The sequence below is a fragment of the Pseudomonas sp. M5 genome (genome assembly GCF_016907075.1).
Classification (GTDB): domain Bacteria; phylum Pseudomonadota; class Gammaproteobacteria; order Pseudomonadales; family Pseudomonadaceae; genus Aquipseudomonas; species Aquipseudomonas putida_E.
Window position 1 is genome coordinate 1,163,803 of sequence record NZ_JAFBBH010000001.1, and the last position, 21,894, is coordinate 1,185,696.

Consider the following 21,894-nt stretch of genomic DNA (forward strand, 5'->3'; position numbering starts at 1 on the left):
CTGACTGCTTGTATCTACCCATTGCAAGTGGCGCGAGGTCGTACACCTTCGTCCAGGGAATCGTACGAGGAACAACACGATGGCCAACACCGTCATGATGGTATTCGGTACCCGCCCAGAAGCGATCAAGATGGCCCCACTGGCCAGGGTCCTGCGTGAGTGGCCCGACATCGACCTGCACATCTGTTCCACCGGCCAGCACCGCGAGATGCTTGAACAAGTGCTGACCGCCTTTGGCCTGAGCGTCGATCAGGACCTCAAGGTAATGACCCAGAATCAGACCCTGAACGGCCTTGCCCGTGACCTGCTGGACTCGATCGACAAGGCCTATGAACGGGTCAGGCCAGAGATCGTGCTGGTCCATGGCGACACCACCACCAGCTTCATCGCCGGCCTTGCCGCCTTCCACCGGCACATCCCCATCGGCCACGTCGAGGCCGGGCTGCGCACCGGCAACCTGCAGCAACCCTGGCCTGAGGAAGCCAACCGGCGCCTGACCGGGGTGATCGCCGACCTGCACTTTGCGCCCACCACCAAGGCCCGCGACAACCTGCTGCGCGAAGGCGTGCCGCTGGAACAGATCGAGGTCACCGGCAACACCGTCATCGACGCCCTGCTGTGGATGCGCGAATACCTGATGGAAACCGCGTGGCAGCCCGCCGCCGACTCACCCCTGCACAAACTGCACGACGATCAGCGCATGGTGCTGATCACCGGCCATCGTCGGGAAAACTTCGGCGCCGGTTTCGAACGTATCTGCCTGGCCCTGGCCGAATTGGCACTGCGCTACCCCGATGTGCAGTTCGTCTACCCCGTTCACCTCAACCCGCAAGTGCAGAAAGCGGTCTACGGCCTGCTCTCGGGGCGTGACAACATCCACCTCGTAGCCCCGCAGGACTATCAGCACTTCGTATGGCTGATGAACCGCGCCCACATCATCCTCACCGACTCCGGTGGCATCCAGGAAGAAGCCCCGGCACTGGGCAAGCCGGTGCTGGTGCTGCGCAAGGTCACCGAACGGCCGTCGGTGCTCGAAGGCGGTACGGTGAAGCTGGTCGGCACGCAGACCGAGCGCATCGTCAAGGAAACCAGCCAATTGCTGGACGATGGCCAGGCCTACGCGCGCATGGCCCGCGTATTCACCCCCTTCGGTGACGGCCACGCCAGCGAAATCATCGCCGAGCGCCTGAGCCGCTGGTTCGAGGAAAGCGTAACCAAACGGGATGACGCATGAGCCTGGCTTTCATCGATTTCGTTACTTACGTACTGTTTGGCCTCAAGATCCTGGCGATCATCCTCGCCGCACTGATGTTCCTGCTCGGCCTGGACGACCTGTTCATCGACCTGTGCTACTGGTGCCGCAAGCTGTTCCGCCATTTGCGCATCTATGACAAGTACGCCAGGGCCGACGAGAAGCGCCTGTTCGAGGTGCCGGAAAAACCCCTGGCGATCATGGTCCCGGCTTGGAACGAAGTGGGCGTGGTGGGTGAAATGGCGCGCCTGGCGGCCTCGACCATCGACTACGAAAACTACCAGATCTTTGTCGGCACCTACCCCAACGACCCGCAAACCCAGGCCGACGTCGATGCCGTGTGCCTGCACTACCCCAACGTGCACAAGGTGGTCTGCGCCCGCCCCGGCCCCACCAGCAAGGCTGACTGCCTGAACAACATCATCGATGCCATCCTGCGCTTCCAGGACGACGCACGTATCGAGTTCGCAGGCTTCATCCTGCATGACGCCGAGGACGTTATCTCGCCCATGGAGCTGAGGCTGTTCAACTACCTGCTGCCCGCCAAGGACATGATCCAGATCCCGGTGTACCCCTATGCGCCGGAGTGGAAAGGCTTCACCGCCGGGCACTACGTGGACGAGTTCGCCGAGAACCACGGCAAGGACGTCATCGTCCGCGAAGCGCTGACCGGCCAGGTGCCCAGTGCCGGTGTCGGCACCTGTTTCAGCCGCCGCGCCATCAGCGCCCTGCTCGAAGACGGTGACGGCATCGCCTTCGACGTCCAGAGCCTGACCGAGGATTACGACATCGGCTTTCGCCTGAAGCAAAAAGGCATGAAGTGCATTTTTGCCCGCTACTCGGTCACCGACCCTGCACTGGCCCTCAAGCACGAGTGGCGCCCCGGCATGAGCCGCGAGTTCGCCCAGGTGATCTGCGTGCGCGAGCACTTCCCGCGTGACTGGCAGCATGCCATCCGGCAAAAGTCCCGGTGGATCGTCGGCATCGTGTTCCAGGGCACCAGCAACCTGGGCTGGAGCCGAACAGGTGCGCTCAACTACTTCCTCTGGCGGGACCGCCGGGGCCTGTTCGCCTACCTGCTGGGCTTTTTGGTCAACCTGTTGCTGCTGGTGCTGCTGGCCATGTGGCTGGTTACGGTGATTGCGCCGCAGTCCTGGCGCTTCATGTCGATCGTCAGCGACAGCCAGCTGCTGACCACACTGCTCTGGCTCAACGGCCTGATGCTGATCAACCGCCTGTTCCAGCGCGGCTGGTTCGTCACCCGCTATTACGGCATCGGCGAGGGGCTGCTGTCGGCCCCCCGGATGATGTGGAGCAACTTCGTCAACTTCTTTGCCAACCTGCGCGCCCTTCGCCAAGTGATGGAGATGGGCGATTCACGCCGAGTGGCCTGGGACAAGACCACCCACGAGTTCCCCGCCATCGCCTCACCGGCCCGCACTCCGCTGGGCCACCGCCTTGTCGCCAAAGGCTACATCAGCGAAGCGCAGCTCGAGCAGGCAATCACCAGCCCGGTGCGGCGGCGCCTGGGCCGCGAGCTGCTGCTGCGTGGCTGGCTGACCAGCGAACAGCTGGTGCAGACCCTGGCCGAGCAACTCGACCTGCCATGGGCACCGCTCAACCCGTTCAAACTCGACCCGCAACTGATCGCCCTGCTGCCGCGCCGGCTGGCTACGCACTACGGCGTGCTGCCGGTGGCCGAAGACGGCAATACGCTGGTGCTGGCCAGCGAGAGCCCGGTCAGCCAGGTCTCGCTGGGGGTGATCAGCCGCCAGCTCAAACGCCCGGTCAGCTGCCGCCTGGCCCCCCAAGGCCGGGTGACCCTGGGCCTGCGCTACCACTACCCCAGCCCCTGGCAGACAGACCAGACCCGGCAGATGCTCGACGTGCTCGAACGGCACCAGGACAACGCCGAACTGATCGAGCAGGTGAGTATCCACCAGGTCATGCTCGGTGCGTTGCTGCAGGTGCGCGGCATGGTCCCGGTGACCCTGTTCAACCAGGCCCTGATCGATTTTGATCCCGAGCGGCAGAGCCTTGGCGAACACCTGATCGCGCGCGGCATCATCACCGAGCTCGTGTTGCAACAGGCGCTCGAAGAACAGGCCAGCGAACAGCAGGCCGCCTTTGACCTGATCAGGGAGGTGGCATGAAGCCGCGCGTTACCCTCACACTCACCGGCCTGTTGTTGTGCACCACCGCCCTGCCTGCCCTGGCCGCGCCCATGACCGATTTCCAGCGGTTCACCAGCTACCCGTTCATGGAGCGCGGTTACCGCGAAGCAAAAAAGGACAATTGGGGCGAAGTCGAGCGCCTGACCCGCCATGTACTCGGGCGGGTGCCGAACAACGACGAAGCGCGCGCGCTGCTGGTCGAGGCCCTGGCCCACCAGCGCCGCTACAAGGAAGCAGAAGCACTGGCCGAGCAGCTTGGCAGCGGCACGGAGCATGCCGACGCCCTGCTTGAACTGCGCCTGACCTGGATCGAGCAGGACCCACCCGCGGCCAGCCAGGTGGAGGGCTGGTTGGCCACAGCTGACGGCGCACACCGGGTACGCCTGTGGCAGGCCTACAGCCTGAGCCTGGCCAAATTCGGCGGCGCCAGCAGGGCCCTGGACTGGCTGAACCAATTGCCACCACGCGGCGATGGCCAGGTACTGCGCCTGGCCAGGGCCAATTTCGCCGAGCAACTGCGCAACTGGAACGCCACCATCGATCAGCTGCAGCCTCTGGCCGACAAGGGGCAATTGCCGGTGGATGCCTGGCAGCGCCTGGCCAACGCCTACGTCCAGCAGGTCGATGAAAAAGGCCTGACCCGATTGCTGCAAAGCGCGCCTTCCCCCGGGATGGCCACCCAGACCCGGCTGGCCATGGCCAACCGCGCCATCGCAATGGGCTACAGCAAGCAGGCCCAGCGCTGGCTGCAAACGCTGCCCACCGAGCAGTTGCAACAGCCCGAACAGCGCCAGCAGCTCTGGGAGCTGGCCCGCGAAGGCAACGATGCGCCGCTGCTCAGGCGCCTGAGCAACGAGCTGCAGCGGCCCTGCCTGGAAACGGTCGACTGGCTTTCACGGCACGATCCGAACATTGCCCGCGAACAGTTCAAGGACTGCTCTGCAGGCGCCGAACCACGCGCCTACGCAATACTCAAGCAGCGCCTTTACGGCGACCCGGCAGCGCCGCCACAACCGCGCACGGCCGCCGAGTGGGAGCAACGTTACCGGCGCACGGGCGAGCTGGCCGCGCTTGAGCAAGCGACCTTCCTGCTGGTGCGCCAAGGCCACGACGAGCGCGCCCGAGCCTTGTTGGAACAGGCCTACGACCGGCGTCAAGGACGGCTGACACCCTCACTGCTGCAGCGCCTGGGCAATCTTTATGCTCGCCAGGACGGCCAGCTGGACAGCCGCAGAATGCTCAGCCTGATCCCCCAGGTGGATGCCAATAGCCGTGCCCAACTGCTCGGCCGCTTGGCCGAGGCCGGGCAATGCGACACCGTGCGCCAGGCCGTGCCGGCAAGCCCCAGCGAAGCCGGGCAATACCGTGCACTGGGGCGCTGCGCCATGCCTGAACAGCCGGGTGAAGCGGTGGTCTATTACCAGGCCGCCGAGCGCCTGGGCGACAGTGGCAACCGCCTGTCACTGGCCTATGCCCTGGAAGCTGCAGGTGACTCTGCCGCAGCCCTGCCCATCTGGCGCAGCCTGCCGGACAGCGCCTGGAACGACAACGCCCGCCTGACCGCCGCCGCCGGCGCGCTGAACGCGGGCGACCCGCAAGCCGCCCGCCGCTACTGGGACGCCGCTGCGCACACCCGCGCTGATGACTGGGCACTGGGCGCCGCCATCGCCCAGCGCCAGGGTGACCTGCAGGCCGCCCTTGGCTTTCAGCGCCAGGCACTGGCACACAACCCGCGCGCCGACCACTACTACGCAGCCGCCAACACCGCACAACAGGCCGGCGACAGCGCCCAGAGCACTGCCTGGCTGGCCGAAGCGGTGCGCCTGGCCCCCGACCAGCCACGCTATCGCGCCGACTACGGCATGCGCCTGGCCAGCTCGCCAGACAAGACCGACCGCCGCCAGGCGATCCCGTATCTGCAGCGCGCCACCCGCGATTTCCCCGAGGACTACCGCCTCGGCGAAACCCTGGCCGTGCGCTACGACGAAGCCGAAAACAGTGCCTCGGCGCGCCGCGAGCTGCGCCGGGTGATCGATGTGGAGCAGGACCTTGTCGACGGCGATGATGAATACGGCAGCCTCGATGCCCGTAAATACCGCCAGCGGCGCGCCCACGAAACCTTGGCGCGGCGTGACACCGTGACACTGGCCAGCACCTGGTCGCCAGCCGGCATCTCGACCAACGACAGGTTCCTCGACGACGGCGTGCGCAGCGGCAGCTCGCGCCGGGCACAGTCGCAGAACGTGCAACTGGCCATGTGGGACCATGCCTTGGGCGAAGAGCCCAGCCGCAATGGCAGCACGCTGTCGGTGTACGGCCGCGTGCTGTTCGGCGGGCAAAGCCGTAGCGACTACGCGCAAAGCATGGGCACCGGTGTCGGCCTGCGTTACAAACCGATAGGCCAGGCCAACCTCAACCTGTACGCCGAGCTCTACCACCAACGGCAGATCGACACCGAGCACTACAGCGGCCTGAGCCTGGGTGAGCTGCTCAGCCCGGCCAAGGTCGGTGGCAACTGGGGTGACCTGCGCCACAACGCCGAGTCGAGCAACGACCTGCTGCTGCGCGCCACTGCCTCGTTTCTCGACCAAGGCGACTGGCGCAACGACTGGCGGGTAGACGAGGACGACTGGAACGAGCGTTTCCTCTACCTCGACGCTGCCTGGTGGACCCGTGCCGGTGACCATGCCTGGCTGTCCCGTTACCAGCAGGGCCATGCCTGGAAATTGCCCGGCACTTCGCCGCAAACCCTGATGCCCTATGGCTTCCTCGAGTTTTCCAGCCAGGACCCCAGCAACGACTGGCGCCAGGATGCCCGCGCCGGCGTGGGCGTGCGCTGGCAATGGTGGTTCGACGATGACCGCTACAACGCCTACCGCGGCTCGCTGAAAGTACGCGCCGAGTATCAGCAGTCGTTGGGTGGCAACCTTTACCAGCGCGCCAATGGTGTGCTGGTCGGCGCGGAGATGAACTTCTGATGCGTACCTTTCTGGCCATCTGCCTGTTTGCGTTGAGCCTGCCGGCCGTGGCCGACCAGCGCCTGTTCTATCAACCGCTGAACCGCGACGCCAGCGTCAGCCCCGCCCAATGGCAGCAACTGTGGCGTGCCACCGTGGCCCAGGGCGGCAAGACCGTGATCGTGCAGTGGAGCGCCTATGGCGACAGCGATTTCGGTGGTGCCCAAGGCTGGCTGGCCAACAGCCTGCGCGAGGCGCATGCCCAAGGCCTGCAGCTGGTGCTCGGGCTGTACATGGACCCGGCCTATTATCAGCGCATCGAAGCACTCGACGGTGATGGGCTGAGCAGCTACTGGAAAGCCCAACTGGGGAGATCCCTGAGCCAGTACCGGCAGGTGCGCCAGCACTGGCAAATAGAGGTGGCTGGCTGGTACCTGCCGATGGAGCTGGACGACCTGCACTTTCGCGACACGGGCCGTCGTCAGGCGCTGTACAGCCAGTTGCAGGCGTTCAGCCGGCAGTTGGACAAACCGCTGCATATCAGTGCCTTCAGTGCCGGCAAGCTGGCGCCGCGGGTCAACGGCGCCTGGCTGGACCAGCTCGCCGGCCTGGGCGTGAGCGTCTGGTGGCAGGACGGCGCTGGCACCGGACGGCTGCCAGCGCTGGTGCGCCAAAGCTATGAACAGGCCTTGCCTTGCCGCGTGGGCGTGGTGCGTGAAGCATTTCACCAGGTGAGTGGGCCGGGGCAGGCTTTCAAGGCGCAGGCTGCGCAACCGAAGCTGACCGGCGGATGCCATGCCGAGGCGGTGTTTGCCCTGCGCTACCGGCCTTGGGCTCGGGGTGTTCTGCAGCAGAACTGAGACTGCCTGCACCTGCCTCATCGCCGGCAAGCCGGCTCCCACAAGTACCCCGCTGCTCTCAAGCTCAGCGCAAACCCAGTGGGAGCCGGCTTGCCGGCGATCATCGGCGAAGCCGGTGCCATGGACTAACCTGCTGGCAAGCGAATCATGAACAGTGCACCACCCAAGGCCGACTGCGTCACCGTCAGCGAGCCACCCTGCCCCTCGATGGCTCGCCGGCTGATCGCCAACCCCAGGCCGAACCCGCCGGTATTGCGATCACGGCTGCGGTCCAAGCGGTAGAACGGCTGGAAGATGCGCTCACGCTCTTCGACCGGAATGCCGATACCGTCATCCTCTACCGTCAACAGGCAAGCACCGCTCTCTTCCAGACGCAAACGCAGCAGCAGGCTCTGATCGCAATAGCGCATGCCATTGCGCACCAGGTTCTGCACCGCGCGGGCCGTCAGGCGCGGGTCAAGCACGAAGCGCGGCAGAGAACCTTCGGCGCGTACCTCCCACTCAATGCCACGGCTGTCGAGCTCTTCGGCAAAGCCGCCGAGCACACTGTCGACCAGCTCAAGCAACGACACCTCGACCCGCTCACGGGCTTGGTCGGCGTTGTACAGCCGGCTGTAGGACAGCAGTTCGAGCACCAGTTCGTCCAGCTCGCGCACGTGCCCGACCAGCTCCAGCAGGCGCTTGCGGCTGGTGGGCGGCACTTCGTCGAACAACAGCACCAGGCCGAAGTCCAGGCGAGTGAGCGGCGTGCGCAACTCATGGGACACGGCGTTGAGCAGCTCACGCTGCTGATTGACGTGGCGCTCCAGGTCGCCGGCCATGGTGTCGAATACACCGGCCAGTTCACCGATGTTCGAATGCGGAGAAATGTGCGTACGCTCGGCCATCTGCCCCTGGCCCAGACGCCTGGCCGTTTCCTTGAGCCGCTCAAGGTCGCGCCAGTGCGGCCACACCCACAACAGCAGGCAGCCAAGCATGGCGGCGCCGATCAGCACAGTCACGCCCCAAGACAGCACGTTGATGTCCAGCGGGTCCGGTGGCGAGTGCAGGCTCACCAGCCAGCCCTCTTCCAGCGGCGCCAGCACCGTTTCGTAATAGCCCCACTCGCCGATGCGCACTGCGTACAGGCCATGCGCCAGACGCGCCTGCTCCGGCGCGCTCAAGCTGGCCTGATCGGTACGCAACAGGGTCACCTGCAGCGGCGCGAACGCCTCGGCCAGCTCCTGTTCCACCGCAGGCCATTGCTCGCGCGGGGCCTGGCGGAACTGGCGCACGATCAGTGACTGCACGCCTTTGGCCTGGTCCAGGTTGTAGGCCACGAAGCGGTCATGGAACAGGCCGACGATGGCGTCAGGAATCAACAGCAGCGCACCGGCGTAGGCGACGATGATCACCAGGTAAAGGCGCACCAGAATCTTCAGCATGTCGCTTCAGCACTCCCATTCGACGCGGCTGAACAGGTAACCCTTGCCCCACACGGTCTTGATCTTGCGCGCTTCGCCGGCACTGTCATCGAATTTGCGCCGCAGCTTGGAAATGGCCACATCCACCGAGCGGTCGGTGCCGTTGAACTCGATACCGCGCAGTTGCTGAAGGATGCGGTCACGGCTCAGCACTTCCCCGGCGTTGCGCGCCAGCACCACCAGCAGGTTGTATTCACCGCTGGACAGTTCCACCTCTTCGCCGCGCCAACTGACCAGGCGCTCGGCCAGGTCGATGCGCAAGCCACCGATCAGGATCTGCTCACTGTCCAGCCGCGGCTCATGGACGCTGCTGCGGCGCAGCAAGGTTCGCACCCGCGCCAGCAGCACCCGCGGCTCACACGGCTTGGTGACGTAGTCGTCGGCGCCCATCTCCAGTCCCAATACCTGGTCGTGGCTGTCGTCGCGGGCCGTCAGCATCAGGATCGGCAGGCTTTGGGATTCCTGGCGCAGCAGGCGGCACACCTGCAGGCCGTCGATACCCGGTAGCATCAGGTCAAGGATGACCAGGTCGGGTTTGTCTTGCCGGAACGCGTCCAGCACATGGTCGCCCCGGGCGATCACCCGCACATGGAAGTCGTTGCGTTGCAGATAGCTGGCGATCAATTCAGACAGGGCGCTGTCGTCTTCTACCAGAAGAATGTTTGGCATAGGGCTTGGTACGAGCAGAGGGAGGCCAATACAGGCATGTAGCGGCAAGAATATAGAATCCCCACGAGTGCAGGATTTTTCTTCACACTTTTTCACACACCTCCTACAGGTATTAACAGGCACCCGTGCCCTGCCTGCCTTAGCATACGGCCGGTCATCATCGGAAGATCCGTATGCCTATCATCCTTATCCATCGCCTGCGCCCCGTGGCGCTCGTGGCGCTTCTGGCCCTGTCCGTTGCCGGGTGCAACGACACCGAAGAGCAGGACGCCAAGCCCCCCGTACCCCAGGTCCGGGTAGAAACCCTGCAGCTCCAGCCCCTGGCCATCAGCACGGAACTCAGCGGGCGCCTTCTCGCCCCGCGTACCGCAGAGGTGCGCGCGCGGGTGGCGGGCGTGGTGCTCAAGCGGGTCTACCGCGAAGGCAGCGACGTCAAGCAAGGCGACGTGCTGTTCCTGATCGACCCGGCACCGTTCAAGGCCGACCACGATAGCGCCCGCGCCACACTGGCCAAGGCCCAGGCCAACCTGTACCAGGCCCGCTTGCAGGAGCAACGCTACCGCGAACTGGTCGACGACAAGGCCGTCAGCCGCCAGGAGTACGACAATGCCCGCGCGGCGTTCCTTCAGGCCGACGCCGAAGTGGCCGCTGCCAAGGCAGCGCTTGAACGGGCGCGCCTGAACCTGGGCTACGCCACGGTTACCGCACCGATCTCCGGGCGCATCGGCCGCGCCCTGGTCACCGAAGGCGCGCTGGTGGGGCAGAACGAGACCACGCCACTGGCGACCATCCAGCAACTGGACCCGATCCACGCCGACGTCACCCAGTCGACCCGCGAGCTCAACACCCTGCGCCGTGCGCTGCGTGCTGGCGAGTTGCAGCAGGCAGGCAATGGGGAGGCAAGCGCCACGTTGATCCAGGATGACGGCAGTGCCTACCCGTTGCCCGGCAAACTGCTGTTCTCGGACATCAGCGTGGACCCAAGCACCAACCAGATCACCCTGCGCAGCGAGTTCCCCAACCCTGACCTGGACCTGCTGCCCGGCAGCTACGTGCGCGTGCGCCTGGAGCAGGCCGTACAGCCCAAAGGCATCAGCGTACCGCAGCGCGCCATCCTGCGTGACAGCGCCGGGGTGCCGAAGGTGCTGGTGGTCGACGCGCAGGCACGCATCAGCGAGCGCCAGGTGGTACTGGGCAACGCCCAAAGCGACCGCTGGATCGTCAGTGAAGGCCTGGCCGCCGGCGAGCGTGTGGTCATCGAGGGCCTGCAACACGTCAAGGCCGGTGACCAGGTCCAGGTCGACACTGCCCAGGGCAGCCAACCCATCGCCCAGCACAACGGCCAGTGAGGGCCTGACCCATGCCGCAATTCTTCATCGACCGCCCGGTATTCGCCTGGGTGGTCGCGCTGTTCATCCTGCTGGCCGGCGCCCTGGCCATCCCGCAACTGCCGGTGGCCCAGTACCCCAACGTAGCCCCGCCGCAGGTGGAAATCTATGCCGTGTACCCGGGGGCGTCCGCAGCCACCATGGACGAGAGCGTGGTCAGCCTGATCGAGCAGGAGCTCAACGGCGCCGACAACCTGCTGTACTTCGAGTCGCAGAGCAGCCTGGGCAGCGCCACCATTACCGCCACCTTCGAGCCGGGGACCCACCCGGACCTGGCCCAGGTCGACGTGCAGAACCGCCTCAAGGTGGTCGAGTCGCGCTTGCCGCGCCCGGTGACCCAGCAGGGCCTGCAAGTGGAAAAAGTGTCCACCGGTTTTCTGCTGCTCGGCACCCTGACCTCTGAAGACGGCAGCCTCGATGAAACCGCCCTGTCGGACATCCTTGCCCGCAGCGTAATGAACGAAATCCGCCGCCTCAAGGGCGTCGGCAAAGCCCAGCTGTACGGTTCCGAGCGTGCCATGCGGATCTGGATCGACCCGGGCAAGCTGATCGGCTTCAGCCTCACGCCCAACGATGTGGCCAACGCCATCGCCGCACAGAACGCCCAGGTGGCGCCCGGCAGCATCGGCGACCTGCCTGCCCGCAGCACCCAGGAAATCACCGCCAATGTGGTGGTCAAGGGCCAGCTGAGCACCCCGGAAGAATTTGCCGCCATTGTGCTGCGGGCCAACCCCGACGGCTCGACGGTGACCATCGGCGATGTGGCGCGGGTCGAGATCGGCGCCCAGGAATACCAGTACGGCACACGCCTGAACGGCAAGCCGGCCAGCGCCTTCAGCGTGCAGCTGGCGCCGGGCGCCAACGCCATGGAAACCGCCACCCTGGTACGGGCGAAGATGCAGGAGCTGTCGGTTTATTTCCCGGAGGGAGTCAAGTACGACATCCCCTATGACACATCACCGTTCGTCAAGGTCTCCATCCAGCAGGTCATCAGTACCCTGTTCGAAGCCATGCTGCTGGTTTTCGCCGTGATGTTCCTGTTCCTGCAGAACCTGCGCTATACGCTGATCCCGACCCTGGTGGTGCCGGTGGCGCTGATGGGTACCTTCGCCGTGATGCTGGCGCTGGGCTTCTCGGTCAACGTGCTGACACTGTTCGGCATGGTCCTGGCCATCGGCATCCTGGTCGACGATGCCATCGTGGTGGTGGAGAACGTCGAGCGGATCATGGCCGAGGAAGGCTTGCCGCCGAAGGAAGCAACGCGCAAGGCGATGGGTCAGATCAGCGGCGCCATCATCGGTATCACCCTGGTGCTGGTGGCGGTGTTCCTGCCCATGGCCTTCATGAAAGGCTCTGTCGGGGTGATCTACCAGCAGTTCTCGCTGTCTATGGCGGTTTCGATCCTGTTCTCAGCGTTTCTGGCCCTGAGCCTGACCCCTGCCCTGTGCGCCACCCTGCTCAAGCCGCTGGCCAAGGGCGAACACCACGAACGCAAGGGTTTCTTCGGCTGGTTCAACCGCAGTTTCGAACGCATGAGCAACGGCTATGAGCGCTGGGTGGTGCAGGCTCTCAAGCGCAGCGGCCGCTACCTGCTGGTGTATGGCGTGCTGCTGGCGGTGCTCGGCTACGGCTTCAGCCAGTTGCCCACGGCGTTCCTGCCCACTGAAGACCAGGGCTACACCATCACCGACATCCAGCTGCCACCAGGTGCCAGCCGCATGCGTACCGAGCAGGTAGCCGCACAGATCGAGGCGCACAATGCCCAGGAGCCCGGGGTGGGCAACACCACGGTGATCCTCGGTTTCAGCTTCTCCGGCAGCGGGCAGAATGCGGCGCTGACCTTCACCACCCTGAAGGACTGGTCCGAGCGTGGCGCCGACGACAGCGCCCAGTCGATTGCCGACCGCGCCAGCGCCGCATTTTCCCGGATCCGCGATGCGGTAGCGTTCTCTGTGCTGCCGCCGCCCATCGACGGGCTGGGGGAGTCCACCGGTTTCGAGTTCCGCCTGCAGGACCGGGGTGGCATGGGCCATGCCGCGCTGATGGCGGCGCGTGACGAACTGCTGGCCGGCGCCGGGAAAAGCAAGATCTTGGTGAACGTGCGCGAAGCTTCGCTGGCCGAAAGCCCGCAGGTACAGCTGGAAATCGACCGCCGCCAAGCCAATGCATTGGGCATATCGTTCGCCGACATTGGCGCGGTGCTGGACACCGCCGTGGGCTCCAACTACGTCAACGACTTCCCCAACCAGGGCCGCATGCAGCGGGTGGTGGTGCAGGCCGAAGGCGACCAGCGCAGCCAGGTCGAGGACCTGCTGAAGATCCACGTGCGCAACAGCAGCGGCAAGATGGTGCCATTAGGCGCCTTCGTACAGGCCAAATGGGTCAGTGGCCCGGTGCAACTGACCCGCTACAACGGCTACCCGGCCGTGTCGATTTCCGGTGAGCCGGCGGCCGGCTACAGCTCGGGCGAGGCCATGGCCGAAGTCGAGCGTCTGGTCGCGCAATTGCCGGCCGGGGCCGGCCTGGAATGGACCGGCCTGTCGCTGCAGGAGCGCCTGTCCGGCAGCCAGGCACCGCTGTTGATGGCGCTGTCTCTGCTGGTGGTGTTCCTCTGCCTGGCGGCGCTGTACGAAAGCTGGTCGATCCCCACTGCAGTGCTGCTGGTGGTACCGCTCGGCGTGCTTGGCGCAGTGCTGGCGGTGACCCTGCGCGGCATGCCCAACGATGTGTTCTTCAAGGTCGGCCTGATCACCCTGATAGGCTTGTCGGCGAAGAACGCCATCCTCATCATCGAATTCGCCAAAAGCCTGGTGGACCAGGGCGTGGATGCCGTCGACGCCGCCGTGCAGGCCGCCCGCCTGCGCCTGCGGCCGATCGTGATGACCTCGCTGGCATTCATCCTCGGCGTGGTGCCACTGGCCATCGCCACCGGCGCCAGTTCGGCGAGCCAGCAGGCGATTGGCACCGGGGTGATCGGCGGGATGCTCAGCGCCACATTGGCGGTGGTGTTCGTGCCGGTGTTTTTTGTGGTGGTGATGCGTTTAGGCCGAACTCGCCAAGAACCGGCCGAGGGCAAGTTGACAAACGTCGAGAATCTGTGAGGCCAGTGGGGCTGCATTGCCAGCCCCCTTTGCCCCCCTCCACTGGGCGGTGCAGGCGGCTATTGACTGTCCTGATCCTGTCCCATCACGGCGTCTTTCAACCCTTTACCAGGCTTGAATTTGACAACGGTGGCCTGCTTGATCTGGATCTCTTTACCCGTTCTTGGATCACGCCCCTTGCGCACTTGCCGTACATCGGTTGTGAAAGACCCAAATCCAACCAGCCTGACCTCCCTTTTCTTGACCAATGACTCGGTAATGGCTTCGATCAGCGCTTCGACAACATTGCCAGCCTCGACCTTGGTAAGGTCAGCCTTGAGTGCTACGTCCGCTATCAATTCACTTTTGTTCAAGTCTTTGCTCCTTGGCGTACCTGAATGGGCCTGTGCATTGCCTGCCACTGATACCATTGAATGAAGATCGACCAATCAGCACAACTGGCAAAAATGCCAGGTCGCCGCTTACCGCCCAGCCTGGACAATTGCACTGCACCGTGGGAGGGTTCGCTGCCCTACGTTCAGGAACCGGCCCAATGACCAAACCCCTACCGCCCTTCACCACGTTGATCCTCGCCGGTGGCCGTGGCCAGCGCATGGGTGGCCGTGACAAGGGGCTGGTTCTCTGGCGCGGCGAGCCGCTGGTGGCGCATGTGCAGCGGGTGGTGCGGCCCCTTTGCGACGATGTGGTGATCTCCTGCAATCGCAACCACAACGTTTATCGTCCGTTCTCCGATCAGCTGGTCTGCGATGCAGAAGCGGACTTCCCAGGCCCGTTGGCTGGGGTGATTGCCGGCCTGACAGCGGCGAGGCATGCGTGGGTGGTGGTGCTGGCATGCGATGCACCGCTGATCGACCCCCACTTGATCGAAGATTTGCTGCAGTTGGCAGTGGCCAATGACAGTGCGGTCATGGCGCGTCAGGGTGGGTATTGGCAGCCGATGTTCAGCGTGCTGCCGCGCAGGCTGCTGCCGTTGCTCAGGCAGGCCTGGGCGGATGGAGAGAGGAGCCTGCAAAAGGCCCTGCTGCACGCGCCGGTCGAGGGGTTGGAATACCCCGTGGGTGACCCACGCTTGAGCAACTTCAATAGCCCAGATCTGCTGCAGGACTAGGCCAGGTCGCTTGAGCCAGCGATGCGCAAGCGACCTGGTTGCTATCTACACTGCGCACACGCCTCATTCACCATTGATCGTGTAAACCAGTTCCTCCTGGGGGGGCTCCAGAGTACGCGTGAACAGCGTTTCACCCCGATACACAAGCTGCACTTTCTCGGGCCGATCAGAAGTATCGAGATTGACATGGAATTTGTTCATCACATTCGCCTGCAGACGGATGCCGGGCAGATTGTAGCGCCGCACCCCAGCTACCGTGACTACCCAAAGCTGCCAGCCAGGGTTTGCGGATGCACCACTGTCATCCTCGTAGACGAAGCCGTAGGCACCATGCAAAGCGGGATAAATATAGTGTGGTAACTCACGCTGCGGGTCGTAGTAACCCACCAGCGTAGTGATGGGTACACCGAACTTTTGCGGCACGCGCTCAACACTCACATCCTCTGCATGGGTGTACTCACGCCAGGCTCCCCCCTCAGACATATACAGTCTCAGGGAGCCTTGGGAGAGCGGCAAAATCAGGCCATTGATATGAAGCTGCGTCTGGTACGCGGCCCCCTGATCAATGCTGATAACCCGGCGCTCGTTCAACTCAGAGGCAGGAGGCACGTGGATGGCAGGCCCCCAGTCCCCATCGCGCATCACGACATTGAGCACGGCGAAACCGGCCAACAGGCTCTGGAGGTTAGCCTGACTCAAGTCATTGTTTGGCACAGTGATTCGCGCCATGCTCGTGTCTAACAGGATCGTCTCTGTCCAGGTTGCCCCGTTCGAGCGATAGCTCTTGAAAAACCCTCGCCCGATGTTCAACGTCTGACCATTGATGGACAGTTGGCTATTGTAACCGGCGTCATGATTGAAGGTGATCACGCAGTTGGCATTGGAGGATGCAGCACGCGGAACTTCAATACGCGGCGCCCAGTTTCCATCCTCCATTTCGACCCTCACCACGGTATTGAGGTCGAACAAGGCCGACAGGGCAGCGTCGCTCAAGTCGTTGTTGGGAGCTGTTAGTTGGGGGCGTAAGTCAACTCTGTGAGCGTAAGGTTCCATGCCTTGAGCAAGGGCACTCCAGCGGCGGAAGCCTGTCGCTGAATCAGACGCAAAAACTGCCTTTCCCTCAAAGAATTCCTGAGTGATTGCCGCGGTATGAGGCGTGTGCAACGTGAAACGGTTCAAATGGGACATCGGTGCGCCGCCCGCCATCGGGTCGAGACCGAAGGCATGGCCATGAAAAGGCGCCTGGCACTGATCCTCGACGCAGGTGGGTTCTTGCGTAATGTTCGCCCGGAAGTTGGGTATGAACTGACCAAGGCGCATGTCCCAGCCCCACATCGCGTTCAAAGCCTGCGCGGGGCGATGTACGGAGCCGCCGAACCCGCCAGGGTAATGGCCCAGTCCGTAATTATGCCCAACCTCGTGACTGAACTCATTGCCCAGTGAGTCATCCAGCGTGACGATGCCTCCCCCTCCCGACCCGCCGTGCACCTGAATACCATTCACGTATCTCCCCTGGCTATTATGGGCGGTGAGCTGTGCTGCTACATAGGGGCTCTGCTCGCCCTCCCCGGGCGTACTGTGGAGCCCATAGTTAGCGTTATTGATGCCTAGAGATATCAGCTCCTTACCGATCCTTTGTCGCATTGTGCCGCTATGCCAACCACCCTCGCTTGGGTCAAAGTCAGTCAATAATTGCCCATCTGGCAACATGACTTCCGGCAAGTGCAGAGATTGATAGTTGCTTACGATCATCCGGGCCACGGGAATGGTTTGGAAATATTCAGTGTGGGCATCCGGTTCGTTTGCAAACGCGTACTCGTCACGTGGCGGCGTGAGCATGCCAATATCGATGGTATGAATCAGCAACTCAGTGCGCCCGCCCACCGCTACGCTGCCCAGTGTCCCAAGCAGATCTCCAGCGCTGAAACGCATTGATGTACCGGGGTTCAACCATGCGCCTGGAATTTCGATACTCCAGGTATTTTCCGAATAGACCAGCATTCGATTTGCCCATTCGTGATCACTGATCCATTGCCCAGCAGCGAAGATGAATTGGCATTCTTCCCCTTTGGAAACAACGACTGAGCGACCGCTATAGAACACAGTCGAACTGTAGCCAGCCGCTGAATTGAAGCTCACCCGCTGCCCGCAAACCACTTCTTGTGTGGGTAAATAAATATCACTCACCCAACTCCCATCGCCCGTCTGAATCACCACCCAATCGTGCGACCTCAACGTTGCCTTCAAATAAGTAGCTGCGGGATCATCAAGGCGATCCAACTCGCTGCTGCTATTGATGACATAGGGGTCCTCTGGCGGGAGGGAAAAGTCAAGATCACCCGCATCGCTTGCGACACTGTACACCGTCTCAGGTAAATCATAGGGGCTGTTCATTTGCAGCACCCCTGATAAACGGCCGTCTCTATCGACAACGCTGACCTCAAGGCTTTCAATCCGGTCTTTCAATGCTCCTAACGGTTTTACCAAGAGCAATGCTGTGCGCCCTGCCACCAGATGGGGCTGCTCGTCCCCGACACTGGGCGTCACAGGAACAATCTGACTCTGAGCAAACTTTACATGGGCTGCCAATGAGCCCTGCAAATGATTGGTGTTGCCGCAGGTATCAAAAACCACGCTGGCTTTATAAATCACCACCCCGCCATCAGGCCTGCTCTCCAGATAAAACCTCTGGGCTCTGTCCTTCTGCGCATGGGCTTTGGCTGCTGCCCCTGCATCCGTCATTTCGAGTACGGCGGGATAGTTCATTGAATGCAGCGTGTACGTACCATCGTCGTATGCTTGCAACTCAAAGCTTTGCCATGCATTCCCACCATAGGGCGACACCCAGACGTCGTCCTCCGACATCGTGAGTGCTGCGTCATACCGCAGAGCACGGATACCTATTGATCCATCGTTCTGCGGCACCACCCGGAAATGTTGAGAAATATCTCCTGTGTAAGGTTCTACATAAAGGCAGTCATCCCGCATCGTCAGAGCCAGTACTGTTTCCATGTAACCCCCTTCAGCGTGTCATTTATTCAACTATGGGCGCCCTTTGCTGTTGGCCGATACTGGCAAAATTGCCAGGCTGTGCTGCGCAATACAGGCCCTCTGCGCAGCTGACTTTCGCCCCACACCCTCTAGCCCCACGTCCCCCAACCCTGGGGAACAGCACCCAAACAACACGTTTCAAACAACGACGCGCGAAGTACCGCACCCCTTGCGCTATAAACCCTGCAGCACCATTTCGCGCACTTGGCACGGCTGTTGCCGATGTCCTCCCAGACGCCCCAAGTCCATGGGCCCGTTTGCAGGAGGAATGACTCATGCACCGACCGATACCCACACCGCTGGCCGTGGCGATTTTCGCCAGCATGCTCCAGCTCCCGGCACAGGCAGCGCTGTATGCCGTCGACACCGGTCCCTATAACCCCGCCAATGGCAACTTCGCCGCCTGGTACCAGGACACGCACGGGCGAACCCTTGACCTGTGCCTGACCAAAACCGTCAGCTCACGTGTTGCTGGCGCCCCGGGGGCACCGGCGTACATGTGTACGCTGCTGCCCACGCCTGGCGTATTCGACGACACACAACCCATCGTTTTCCCCAGCAACTTCCCTGACGAAGCCTTCTGGTTCACCGCCGACGCCGCCATCGTCGATGCCGCCCGCGGCATCGACCTGAGTTACGGCACGGCCATCGAAGCGGCGTTCGCCGCTGAGGAACCCGTCGAAGGCGATCAGGTCAGCTTCGCCCGGGTCCGTATCCGCGTCGATGTGCCGACCGCCGGCACCTACATCGTCACGCACCCCTACGGCGTCGACGTGTTCGACGTGCCCGCCGCCGGTGATCGGGCGATCAACATGACCCGCGATATCGGCATCGCCGGCGCCGGTGACTTCAGCGGCGCGCTCAAAGGTGACGTGGGGCCGTTCCTGCGCAGCGTCAACGGCCCCTACACCGAGGGCAGCGAGCGCTTCATCGGCGACCCGAACCTGGAAGAGCCTGTCACCGGCAGCCCGTACAACACCAACTACGTGCGTATCGAGGGCCCCGGTGGCATCGACCTGCGCACCGAGCTGTTCTCGATCTCCGGCAAGCTCTCCGACGTTGCCCGGCCAACCCCGTTGATGCCACTGCGCAGTACCTATTCGCGGCACACCGAGGACGGCGACCTGCGTGCCCAGCAGGACGTCTTCGTGATGGCCCCGCCGCCTCCGGCCACCGTCACCCTGACCAGCCAGACGCCAAACCTGAGCCTGACCGAAGCCAACAGTACCGGCGCCTGGTATGCCCAGTCAGTCCTCAACCCGCTGTTGCCGGCCTCGTTGACATTGACCGCTGACAACAGTGTGGCGATCCCCACCAGCAGCCTGGCCACCGTCAACCTGCCGTTGACCGACCTGGTGACCATCACCCGTGCCGAATTCAGCCTGGCCAGCGGCCAGTTGACCCTGGTGGCAAGCACCAGTGACGAGACCAGCCCACCGGTCCTCACCGCCCACACCGGCAACGGTGCGCTGATCGGCGACCTCGCTGGCAGCGGTGCGGTGAAAACGTTGAGCACCTCCCTGTCGCCCATCCCGCCGGCCAAGGTGCAGGTCACCAGTGCCAATGGCGGTAGCGACAGCGAAGACGTGGTGCTGGTGCCATGAACAGACAAAGGCTCCGCCTTCAAGGAGGCAGCATGAACACTTGGCAACGCCGTGCGCTGTTGGCCGCCGGTTTCTCCCTCACTGTGACCAGCGCGGCCTGGGCCGCACTGTCGGAGGTCGATCCGGGCCCCTACACCTTTGCCACCGGTGGATACCCGATGTGGTACAAGGACACCGACAACCTGTCCCTGGAGCTGTGCCAGTCGCGCGCTACCAGCACCCGGTTCCCTGGTGCGCCGGGCGCACCGGCTTACATGTGCACCCTGCTGCCTGAGCCGGGTGTCTATGACGACGCCTTACCGTTGGTGTTCCCAGACAACTGGCCGCCAGAGATGTTCTGGTTCCTGGCAGAAACCGAAATCCCCGAAGTGGGCAACAGTGGTTATGAACTGGAAGTCTACGTAGCAGGCATAGAAGCCGCTTTCGCCGCAGAAAACCCGGTAGACGGTGACCAGCAAAGCTTTGCCCGCATCCGTATCCGCGCCTCGGTACCGACGACCGGCACCTATGTCATCACCCACCCTTACGGTGTAGAAACGGTCAACGTGACCGCAGCCGGTCGGCGGGCGATCAACGTCACCCGCGACATCGGCATCGGCGCCCCGGGCGACTTCAGCGGAGCGCTCAACGGCAACATCGGGCCGTGGCTGCGCGGGGTCGGTGGCCCCTATACCGAAGTCAACCCGGACACGGGAGCCAGCGAAACCTTCATCGGCGATCCGAACCTCACCGAAGCGGTGACCGGTAGCCCGTTCAATACCAACTTCGTGCGCATCGAAGGGCCAGCCGGGGCCATCCAGACCAATGTGTTCACGGTGTCGGGCAAGGTGCTTGACCAGCGTGCGCAAACGCCGGTAACCCTGGAGCGCGCCACCTACTCGCGCAACGGCGCCGGCACCCGGGTCGAAGTCTTCGCCAAGGCGCCGAACGATGCTGATGTATGCATGCGCAATGGCCTGGCCCTGGTCGGGACTCCACCCTCGCCCTGCCAGTTCAGCCTGCTTGCGGATAACAACGGGCTGTTCTTCACCCAGCAGTTGAGCCAGACCGCGCCGCCGCCGGTAGTGGTGGTCACCGGCAGCACGGCTACCGGCGGCACCCGCCCTACTTCACTGTCGAGCAAGCTGACAGATGTGGTGAAAGTGGACACTGCCCGCTACGACTGGACCAACAAGCGCCTGGTGATCGAAGCACGCTCCAGCGACGAGGTGGTAGTCCCCGACCTGGTTGCCCAAGGCTACGGCCGCCTGTCCAAATCCGGCACCCTGCAGAGCCTGACCGTCAACGACCTCAGCCAGCCGCCAGCCACTGTCACCATCAAGTCCGCCCATGGCGGCAGCGATGAGGAGCCGGTGATCGTGGTCGGCAACGCACCGATCGAAGCCGAAAACCAGGCGCCGCTGGCCCAGGCCGATTCCGGCAGTACCAGCGTCGGTGTACCGCTGACCCTCAACCTGTTGCAGAACGACAGCGATCCGGACGGTGACGTACCGCTGACCATCAGCGACCTGACCCAACCGGGTACCGGCCTTGGCGGTGTTGTGCTAAACGGCACCACGTCGGTCACCTACACCCCGCCAGCCGGCGCCACACAACCCCTGGTCGCCACCTTCAGCTATCAGGCGGTGGACGCCAAGGGCCTGAAGTCCACACCGGCCACCGTGACCGTGAACGTTGCACCGAACCAGCCGCCAACCGTGGCAGCCCAGACCGTCGCGACACTGGGCGTACCCCTGAGCATCAACGTACTGGCAGGCGCCGCCGACCCGGAAGGCAACGCACCACTGGTGGTCGACAACGTCACGCAACCCGCTGCCGGCCGCGGTACGGTCAGCACCGACGGCAGCACGGTGACCTACACGCCACCGGCGACGGTCACCACAGCGTTCAGCACCACCTTCACCTTCCAGGTGCGTGACTCGCTCGGTTCGCTTTCCAACCCCGGCACCGTCACCGTCAACGTGTCGCCACGCCCGGCCGCAGAAACCTTTGCGGTCACCGCGGCAACGGTCACGGCGCGCTCCAATAACCGTTTCAACTGGGACATCAGCGGCACCTCGTCGGTCACCACCGGCAACACCGTTACCGTGCGCGTGACCACCACCACGGGTGAGCAGACCCTCGGCACCGTCACGGTACCGATAACCGGACGCTGGCGCCTGGCAGTGGGCAACAGCACCACGATGATCCCGACTGCCGCGCCTACGGCAACCGTAACCAGCAGCCAAGGCACCACACGCACCATCAACGTCGTTGTGCGCTAAGGC

Annotated in this window: 13 protein-coding genes; 9 read left to right on the forward strand and 4 right to left on the reverse strand. The window is 63.5% G+C overall.

The annotated features are described in order from the left end of the window. The first annotated feature begins 79 nt into the window (after window positions 1–79). The 4 genes from wecB to JOE27_RS05450 are packed head-to-tail and all read left to right on the forward strand — an operon-like array spanning window position 80 to window position 7,243. Window positions 80–1,234: a UDP-N-acetylglucosamine 2-epimerase (non-hydrolyzing) gene (wecB, locus tag JOE27_RS05435; protein ID WP_115274603.1), complete on the forward strand. Its 1,155-nt coding sequence runs from the start codon at window positions 80–82 to the stop codon at window positions 1,232–1,234. Next, window positions 1,231–3,405, forward strand: a complete 2,175-nt coding sequence (gene nrfB, locus JOE27_RS05440; RefSeq protein WP_204918143.1) for a cyclic di-3',5'-guanylate-activated glycosyltransferase NrfB — start codon at window positions 1,231–1,233, stop codon at window positions 3,403–3,405. Before wecB ends, nrfB begins: the two co-directional genes overlap by 4 nt. After that, window positions 3,402–6,404, forward strand: a complete 3,003-nt coding sequence (locus JOE27_RS05445) for a phage receptor (RefSeq protein WP_204918145.1) — start codon at window positions 3,402–3,404, stop codon at window positions 6,402–6,404. The genes nrfB and JOE27_RS05445 overlap by 4 nt, the downstream gene beginning before the upstream one ends. Then, entirely contained in the window at window positions 6,404–7,243 is an 840-nt protein-coding gene (locus JOE27_RS05450; protein ID WP_204918147.1) for a DUF4434 family protein, read from the forward strand. Before JOE27_RS05445 ends, JOE27_RS05450 begins: the two co-directional genes overlap by 1 nt. A 125-nt stretch (window positions 7,244–7,368) precedes the next feature. Here JOE27_RS05450 and JOE27_RS05455 read toward each other — a convergent pair whose 3' ends face one another. Both JOE27_RS05455 and JOE27_RS05460 read right to left on the reverse strand, forming a co-directional pair. Further along, a complete protein-coding gene (locus JOE27_RS05455; protein ID WP_115274599.1) occupies window positions 7,369–8,667 on the reverse strand; it encodes an ATP-binding protein in 1,299 nt (432 codons plus the stop codon). Window positions 8,668–8,673: 6 nt separating this feature from the next. Beyond that, entirely contained in the window at window positions 8,674–9,375 is a 702-nt protein-coding gene (locus tag JOE27_RS05460) for a response regulator transcription factor (RefSeq protein ID WP_115274598.1), read from the reverse strand. A gap of 173 nt (window positions 9,376–9,548) precedes the next feature. On the opposite strand from JOE27_RS05460, the gene JOE27_RS05465 reads away from it, so the two are divergent. Together JOE27_RS05465 and JOE27_RS05470 are read left to right on the forward strand one after the other, a co-directional pair. Further along, window positions 9,549–10,724 (forward strand): efflux RND transporter periplasmic adaptor subunit, encoded by a 1,176-nt coding sequence (locus tag JOE27_RS05465; RefSeq protein WP_046785972.1) that lies wholly within the window; start codon window positions 9,549–9,551, stop codon window positions 10,722–10,724. A gap of 11 nt (window positions 10,725–10,735) precedes the next feature. After that, on the forward strand, window positions 10,736–13,864 hold the full coding sequence (locus JOE27_RS05470; protein WP_204918149.1) for an efflux RND transporter permease subunit: 3,129 nt from the start codon (window positions 10,736–10,738) through the stop codon (window positions 13,862–13,864). Window positions 13,865–13,923: 59 nt separating this feature from the next. Here the strand turns inward: JOE27_RS05470 and JOE27_RS05475 are convergent, their stop codons facing one another. After that, window positions 13,924–14,274, reverse strand: a complete 351-nt coding sequence (locus tag JOE27_RS05475; RefSeq protein WP_115274596.1) for an HU family DNA-binding protein — start codon at window positions 14,272–14,274, stop codon at window positions 13,924–13,926. Window positions 14,275–14,396: 122 nt separating this feature from the next. Here JOE27_RS05475 and mobA point away from each other — a divergent pair, with 122 nt between their 5' ends. Further along, window positions 14,397–14,972: a molybdenum cofactor guanylyltransferase MobA gene (gene mobA / locus JOE27_RS05480; protein WP_115274595.1), complete on the forward strand. Its 576-nt coding sequence runs from the start codon at window positions 14,397–14,399 to the stop codon at window positions 14,970–14,972. Between the two features lie 63 nt (window positions 14,973–15,035). On the opposite strand, the gene JOE27_RS05485 is transcribed toward mobA, so the two are convergent. Further along, entirely contained in the window at window positions 15,036–17,984 is a 2,949-nt protein-coding gene (locus JOE27_RS05485; protein ID WP_204918151.1) for a M66 family metalloprotease, read from the reverse strand. Window positions 17,985–18,298: 314 nt separating this feature from the next. On the opposite strand from JOE27_RS05485, the gene JOE27_RS05490 reads away from it, so the two are divergent. Next, the gene (locus tag JOE27_RS05490) at window positions 18,299–19,627 is read left to right on the forward strand and encodes a hypothetical protein (protein ID WP_115274593.1); all 1,329 of its coding nucleotides are present in this window, start codon (window positions 18,299–18,301) and stop codon (window positions 19,625–19,627) included. Between the two features lie 32 nt (window positions 19,628–19,659). Further along, window positions 19,660–21,891 (forward strand): Ig-like domain-containing protein, encoded by a 2,232-nt coding sequence (locus JOE27_RS05495; RefSeq protein WP_204918152.1) that lies wholly within the window; start codon window positions 19,660–19,662, stop codon window positions 21,889–21,891. Window positions 21,892–21,894: the final 3 nt, after the last annotated feature.

Bases quoted from the DNA above. Each gene is read 5' to 3' on its own strand.
- JOE27_RS05450 (WP_204918147.1), top strand. From the start codon at position 6,404: ATGCGTACCTTTCTGGCCATCTGCCTGTTTGCGTTGAGCCTGCCGGCC.
- JOE27_RS05490 (WP_115274593.1), top strand. From the start codon at position 18,299: ATGCACCGACCGATACCCACACCGCTGGCCGTGGCGATTTTCGCCAGC.
- JOE27_RS05495 (WP_204918152.1), top strand. From the start codon at position 19,660: ATGAACACTTGGCAACGCCGTGCGCTGTTGGCCGCCGGTTTCTCCCTC.
- wecB (WP_115274603.1), top strand. From the start codon at position 80: ATGGCCAACACCGTCATGATGGTATTCGGTACCCGCCCAGAAGCGATC.
- JOE27_RS05455 (WP_115274599.1), bottom strand. From the start codon at position 8,667: ATGCTGAAGATTCTGGTGCGCCTTTACCTGGTGATCATCGTCGCCTAC.
- JOE27_RS05465 (WP_046785972.1), top strand. From the start codon at position 9,549: ATGCCTATCATCCTTATCCATCGCCTGCGCCCCGTGGCGCTCGTGGCG.
- mobA (WP_115274595.1), top strand. From the start codon at position 14,397: ATGACCAAACCCCTACCGCCCTTCACCACGTTGATCCTCGCCGGTGGC.
- JOE27_RS05485 (WP_204918151.1), bottom strand. From the start codon at position 17,984: ATGGAAACAGTACTGGCTCTGACGATGCGGGATGACTGCCTTTATGTA.
- JOE27_RS05460 (WP_115274598.1), bottom strand. From the start codon at position 9,375: ATGCCAAACATTCTTCTGGTAGAAGACGACAGCGCCCTGTCTGAATTG.
- JOE27_RS05470 (WP_204918149.1), top strand. From the start codon at position 10,736: ATGCCGCAATTCTTCATCGACCGCCCGGTATTCGCCTGGGTGGTCGCG.
- JOE27_RS05445 (WP_204918145.1), top strand. From the start codon at position 3,402: ATGAAGCCGCGCGTTACCCTCACACTCACCGGCCTGTTGTTGTGCACC.
- nrfB (WP_204918143.1), top strand. From the start codon at position 1,231: ATGAGCCTGGCTTTCATCGATTTCGTTACTTACGTACTGTTTGGCCTC.
- JOE27_RS05475 (WP_115274596.1), bottom strand. From the start codon at position 14,274: ATGGTATCAGTGGCAGGCAATGCACAGGCCCATTCAGGTACGCCAAGG.